The sequence below is a fragment of the Aestuariivita sp. genome, assembly GCF_021404545.1.
Classification (GTDB): domain Bacteria; phylum Pseudomonadota; class Alphaproteobacteria; order Rhodobacterales; family Rhodobacteraceae; genus Aestuariivita.
In genome coordinates, this window is sequence record NZ_JAAWWD010000015.1 from 35,318 (window position 1) to 41,516 (window position 6,199).

The following is a 6,199-nucleotide window of genomic DNA, read 5'->3' on the forward strand; positions in this document are numbered from 1 at the left end:
CGCGCCGTCGCGTCGGCATGCGACAGGACGAAAACGAAAGTGGTAGGACCAGATGCTGACACGACTTCTTCTTTTCCTGATCATCGCGGGTGGCGCCGGGTATTTCGGCTATACGCAATGGCAGGCGCAGCAGAGCCAGTTGCCTGACTACATCGCCTTCGGGAATGGCCAGATCGAGGCGGTTCAGGTGGATATCGCGGCCCGCACTGGTGGTCGGGTGGCCGAAGTGCTGGTGCGCGAAGGTGACATGGTCATTCCGGGCGATGTGCTGGTGCGAATGGATACCCGCCAGCTCGAGGCGCAGATGGCCCGCGCCGAAGCCGATATCGCCCGCGCCGAAAGCGACGTCGCCGCCGCCGTTGCGATGGTCGCGCAATCTGAGGCGCGACAGATCTTCGCCGAGCAGGAACTTACCCGCACCCGCGAACTGGTTGAGCGCGGCGTCGTCAGTCAGGAACAACTCGATAGCCGCCTGAGCGAGGCACGGGTCGCGCAGGCCAATCTGGCCTCCGCCGAGGCCTCGGAAACCGCGCAGCGGCGGCGGGTCGACGCGGCCGTGGCGAGCCTGCGGGAGGTTACCACCCAGATCGAGGATTCGGAGCTGATATCCACGGTTCGCGGGCGAGTGCTCTATCGCCTGGCAGAACCGGGAGAGGTCATCGGGTCGGGGGCGACGGCGCTGGTCATTGTGGACCTGAGCGAGGTCTATATGGAGTTCTTCCTGCCCTCGACACAGGCCCATCAGGTGGCCATCGGAAGCGAGGCGCGGATCGTTCTTGATATTATTGGCTTCGGCGCGCCGGCCACCGTCAGCTACGTGTCGCCACAGTCGCAATTCACGCCGCGCTCGGTCGAAATTCAGGACGAGCGCGAGAATCTCATGTTCCGTATCCGCGTGCGTGTGCCGCAGGAGTTGGTCGAGTTTCGCATCGAACAGGTCCTGACCGGCATTCGCGGCGTCGCCTATGTCAAGCTCAACGGCGCCGAAGACCAACCGTGGCCCGAAAGCCTGGAGCCGCCTGCGGAGATGCAGGAGATCCTCGACAGGCTGATGCAGGGGGACAGCTGAGATGGCGGGCAGCGGGGGGCCGTCCGTGGCCTTGATCCGCGACCTTCGTCACAGCTATGGGGCGGCGGTCGCGCTCGACGGGCTGAGCGTCGAGATCCCGGCGGGCCGGATGGTCGGTTTGCTTGGGCCCGACGGGGTTGGGAAATCGACGCTGTTGGGCCTGATCGCAGGCGCCCGGATCCTGCAATCGGGTGAGGTGCATGTGATGGGCGGGGATATGGCTGACCGGCGCCATCGCGAACGGACCGGCCCGCGAATCGCCTTCATGCCGCAAGGTCTGGGCAAAAACCTCTACGCTGAACTGAGCGTGTTCGAGAACCTGGAGTTTTTCGGCCAGCTTTTCGGCCAGTCCCGGGCCGAGCGCCGTGCCCGGATCGACCGGCTGACCGCAGCCACCGGGCTCAACCCGTTTCTGGGGCGTCCGGCAGGCAAGTTATCGGGAGGCATGAAGCAGAAACTGGGCCTGTGCTGCGCGCTTATTCACGATCCCGATTTCCTGATCCTCGATGAGCCCACAACCGGCGTCGATCCCCTGTCGCGGCGCCAATTCTGGGAGCTGATCGACGGCATCCGCGCGGTGCGCCCGTCGATGAGTGTCCTGGTGTCGACCGCCTACATGGATGAGGCCGGGGAGTTCGACTGGCTGATCGCAATGAATGCAGGGCAGGTCTTGGACAGTGGCACACCCGAGGCGCTTCTGGCCCGCACCGGCGCGCCGGACATGGAGGCGGCTTTTGTCGCGTTGTTGCCGAGAGAGCAGAGCGCCGGGCACCGGGAGGTCGAGATACCGCCCTTCGTCCCGGGCCAAAGCACGCCCGCGATCGTCGCTCGGGGCCTGACCAAACGTTTCGGCGATTTCACCGCCGTCAGCGATGTGAGCTTCGAGATCGAACCGGGCGAGATCTTCGGATTTCTGGGCTCCAACGGCTGCGGCAAGACAACGACGATGAAGATGCTGACCGGCCTGCTGTCGCCGAGTGATGGCGCGGCGGAGGTGTTCGGCAAACCCGTCGATGCCCGCAACATGGCCGTGCGCCACCGGGTCGGGTTCATGTCGCAATCCTTCTCGCTATATGGCGAGTTGACCGTGCGCGAAAACCTGTCTCTGCATGGACGGCTGTTTCACCTGGGCGCCGCGCAGATCGCGGCGCGGACGGACGCATTGATCGCGCAGTTCGGTCTGGCCGAGTATGTCGACGCGCGGGCGGCATCGCTGCCGCTTGGCATAAGGCAGCGTCTGTCGCTGGCCGTGCCCATCGTGCATGAGCCCGAGATCCTGATCCTCGACGAGCCGACCTCGGGTGTGGACCCGGTGGCGCGGGATCAATTCTGGGAATTGCTGATTGATCTGTCGCGCAATCAGGGTGTCACCATTTTCATCTCGACCCATTTCATGAGCGAGGCGATGCGGTGCGACCGCATCTCTTTCATGCACGCGGGCCAGGTGATGGTCTACGACACGCCCGCCGCTTTGGTCGAAGCCAAAGGCGTCGACACTCTGGAAGAGGCGTTCATCCTCTACATGGAGGAGGCCGGCGCCGGTGACGCGGCTGTCGAGGGCGCGCGCATGGCCGACGGCGCCAGGATTGCGACCGATGACCAGTCCGGCACCGACAAAGGCGCCCTGCTGCGCTTCAGCGTCTCGCGGATGCTGGCCTATACCTTCCGCGAATTGACCGAGGTCCGGCGCGATCCGGTGCGCCTGGTCTTTGCCTTCGCGGGCAGCGTCATCCTGCTTCTGATCATGGCGTTCGGCATGAACCAGGACGTCGATGAGGTGACCTTCGCCGCGGTCGATCTGGATCAGACCCCCGAAAGCCGATCCTATCTGGCCAGCTATTACGGATCACTCTATTTCACCGAGGCGCCACCGCTGGCCACGCCGCAAGCCCTGACGCGGCGGATGCAGGAAGGCGGCTTGTCCGTTGGCCTGGAGATCCCCTCGGGGTTCGGACGCGGCCTGCGGCAGGGCAATCCGGTGGAGGTTCTGGCCCAGATCGACGGAGCGAACCCGTCTCGCGCGGCCACGATCGAAAGCTATGTCAGCGGCGTGCATAATACGTTCCTGCGCGACTGGCGAACGGAAAACCCAGCCCCCTTGGCCGCGCCCGCAAGCGTCACGCAGGAAACGCGGATGGTCTACAACCCGACCTCCGAGAGCCTCATGACGATGGGTCCGTCGATCCCCGCGATGCTGTTGATCATGTTCCCCGCGATCTTGATGGCGGTCAGCATCGCGCGCGAGAAAGAAATCGGGACAATCACCAATTTCTACGTCACGCCGACGCGCCGCGCGGAGTTCCTGCTTGGCAAGCAACTGCCCTATGTGGCCATTGCGATGATCAATTTCGCGATGCTCTACGCGCTTGTCGTTCTGGTCCTGCAGGTGCCTTTGCAAGGCAGCCTGCTGGCGCTGGTCATCGGCGGGCTGCTCTATGCGTTCGCCGCCACGGGCTATGGGTTGCTGATCTCGACCCTGACCAAATCGCAGGTCACAGCCGTCTTTGCCGCGGCCATCCTGTCCATGCTGCCCACGATGAGCTTTTCGGGCCTGATCCAGCCGGTCTCGACCCTTGAAGGCGGCGCGCGGGTGATGGGGTTGTTCTGGCCCACCAGCTACTTCATGCAGATCTCGGTCGGGACCTTCACCAAGGGATTGTCGCTAGGTGATCTCCGCAATGACTTGATCCTGCTTGCGGCGTTTTTCCCGGTCTTCTTCGGGCTCGGCCTTGCCGTCTTGAAAAAGCAGGAGAAATAGGCGATGCGCTGGCTCTCTACCGTGTTCTGGCTTGGCACCAAAGAGTTACGCAGCGTGTTGCGCGACACGGTGATGGCCATCTTCATCCTGTGGTCCTTCACCCTCGGCGTCAGCATGAAGGCGCAATCGTCGGGCGAGACAGTCAACAATGCCTCTGTCGCCATCGTCGATCAGGACCGCTCGGCCCTTTCGGCGCGGATCGACACGGCGCTTTACCCGCCCTATTTCCAAATGCCGGATCATATCGCGGTCAGCGACATGGATACGTTGATGGATGAGGGCGCGTATATGTTCGTCATTGTGATCCCGCCGCGCTTTGCGGCCGACCTGATTGCGGGGCGCGGCGCTGCGGTGCAGGTCAATGCCGACGCAACGGCCGTCAGCCAGGCGAGCCTGGGCGTAGGGTACATCCAGAGCATCATCAACGAGGAGGTCGCGCGGTATCTCGACGCCCCGGACCAACCAGCCGTGGTTGACCTGGTTCTGCGCCGCTCCTTCAACGAGGCTGGGATCGCCGCCTGGTTCGGGTCACTTGTGTCGCTGCTGGATCAGTTGACCATGCTGGTGATCATCCTGACCGGCGCCGCGCTCTTGCGGGAACGTGAACATGGCACGATCGAGCATCTGATGGTGATGCCGCTGTCCTCGCTACAGATCGCGATGGCAAAGATCTGGGCCAACGGCCTGGTGATTCTGGTCTGTTTCAGCGCGTCGCTCGTCCTGATCGTGCAGGCCTGGATGGAAGTGCCCGTCGCCGGATCACTGGGGCTTCTGGGCCTTGGCACCGTGATCTATCTGTTCGCCGCCTCGGCCATCGGCGTGTTTCTCGGCACGGTGGCGCGGTCCATGGCGCAATTCGCCCTTCTGATGATCATCACGATCTTTCCGATGCAGATGCTGTCGGGGGGGATGTCGCCGGTTCAAAGCCAGCCGGATTTCATACAACCGTTCAGCTGGCTCCTGCCGTCACGCCATTACATCGAGTTCGGTCAGGCCATCGCGTTCCGTGGCGCAGGCTTTGACGTCGTCTGGCCTGAATTCCTGGTGATCGCAGGCCTCGGGACGATCTTCCTCGCGGCAAGCCTGTTGCTGTTCCGGCGCTCCTTGTCCGCCGGGGGGTAACTATCTCGCGCTTGTCGATGCGCGGTGCAGCAGCCGAAGAACAATTAATCGGAGCGGTACAGCGGCACCAGACTGGTTGGCCGCTCGAAGGATTTGTTGACCTCGATTCCAGACCGGACCGTCGCGGACTGCGACCATGAAAAAAAAAGGGACGGTTGAGGACGAACGGGGCTCCTTATCGAGGCTGTGTAGACACGGTTGTAGCCATTGCAGATCAGGGCAGAAGATCTGGGTGGAAACGTGATCGAAGTCGCACTCGGGCTAGGTGAATGCCAGCAACAATGCGAAAAGCATTGAGGTGTTCCCCGTTCCGCTCGCATTGCGCGCGGTAAGCTGTGGTATATCCGTGCTCGACTGGCAGCTTTGCGATGGATTGCGGATCTTCGTCCAAGTTGCAGCATTCGATAAAATGGGCTCTCTGCCGACCTCGGCGGCGGCGCAGCAATCCCGTGATATGGTCCCTCGTCAACGTCGGGTTGTCGTTGTGGGAGGGCATGGCGGATCGGAGGATCAGTCATGGAAACACCAAACCTACCAGCCATTCGCGCACTTCGCCCCGCATGGAACAAAGGACGTATCGTCGGCCAGAAACGGCCGCTGAAGCCAAAGGACGTCTGGGCAATCCGTGTTCGACTTGAATTGGCAGAAAACCATCGCGACCATGCACTGTTCAACATGGCGATCGACAGCAAGCTGAGAGGCTGCGACCTTGTGAAGATGAAAGTCGTTGACGTTATGGCATCTGGCCAGATCAAAGAACGGGCTTCTGTGTTGCAAAGCAAGACGCAGAAACCAGTGCGTTTCGAAATATCCGAAGGCACGAGTGCCTCGGTCGAAAAGTGGATGGAGGATGAACTCATGGTTGGCTCAGAGTACCTTTGGCCGGGCCGCTTCCATGAGCGTCTTCATATCTCGACACGCCAGTATGCACGGATCGTCCGCGATTGGGTCACATCGATCGGTCTAGAAGCAAGCGCATATGGCACGCATTCGATGAGGCGAACAAAGGTGACCCAGATCTACAAGAAGACCGGCAACTTGCGGGCGGTTCAGCTTCTGCTTGGACACACCAAGATGGACAGTACGGTTAGGTACCTCGGCGTCGAACTTGAAGATGCCCTCGCCATCGCCGAAGCCATTGAAATCTAGCGCACATGGGCCGTCTTCGCTGGCGGCCCAGAGCTGCCGTTGGCCAAGAAGCCAAGATGCTGCCGCCGCAGCCCACCTTGCTGATGGGGTGGATGGCTCCT

At 62.0% G+C, this 6,199-nt stretch carries 4 protein-coding genes; all 4 read left to right on the top strand.

The features are described from left to right. Window positions 1-52 precede the first annotated feature (52 nt). The 4 genes from HEP69_RS07680 (at window position 53) to HEP69_RS07695 (ending at window position 6,098) form a co-directional block, all read left to right on the top strand. On the top strand, window positions 53-1,069 hold the full coding sequence (locus tag HEP69_RS07680; RefSeq protein WP_290557970.1) for an HlyD family efflux transporter periplasmic adaptor subunit: 1,017 nt from the start codon (window positions 53-55) through the stop codon (window positions 1,067-1,069). A 1-nt stretch (window position 1,070) separates the two neighbouring features. After that, complete coding sequence (gene rbbA, locus HEP69_RS07685; RefSeq protein WP_290557971.1) at window positions 1,071-3,827, top strand: ribosome-associated ATPase/putative transporter RbbA; 2,757 nt, start codon at window positions 1,071-1,073, stop codon at window positions 3,825-3,827. Window positions 3,828-3,830: 3 nt separating this feature from the next. Further along, window positions 3,831-4,949, top strand: a complete 1,119-nt coding sequence (locus HEP69_RS07690; protein ID WP_290557972.1) for an ABC transporter permease — start codon at window positions 3,831-3,833, stop codon at window positions 4,947-4,949. A gap of 516 nt (window positions 4,950-5,465) precedes the next feature. Continuing rightward, entirely contained in the window at window positions 5,466-6,098 is a 633-nt protein-coding gene (locus tag HEP69_RS07695) for a tyrosine-type recombinase/integrase (RefSeq protein ID WP_290557973.1), read from the top strand. Window positions 6,099-6,199: the final 101 nt, after the last annotated feature.

What these genes read in the sequence shown, in the direction of transcription:
- HEP69_RS07680 (WP_290557970.1), top strand. Translation starts at nt 53, where the DNA reads ATGCTGACACGACTTCTTCTTTTCCTGATCATCGCGGGTGGCGCCGGG.
- rbbA (WP_290557971.1), top strand. Translation starts at nt 1,071, where the DNA reads ATGGCGGGCAGCGGGGGGCCGTCCGTGGCCTTGATCCGCGACCTTCGT.
- HEP69_RS07690 (WP_290557972.1), top strand. Translation starts at nt 3,831, where the DNA reads ATGCGCTGGCTCTCTACCGTGTTCTGGCTTGGCACCAAAGAGTTACGC.
- HEP69_RS07695 (WP_290557973.1), top strand. Translation starts at nt 5,466, where the DNA reads ATGGAAACACCAAACCTACCAGCCATTCGCGCACTTCGCCCCGCATGG.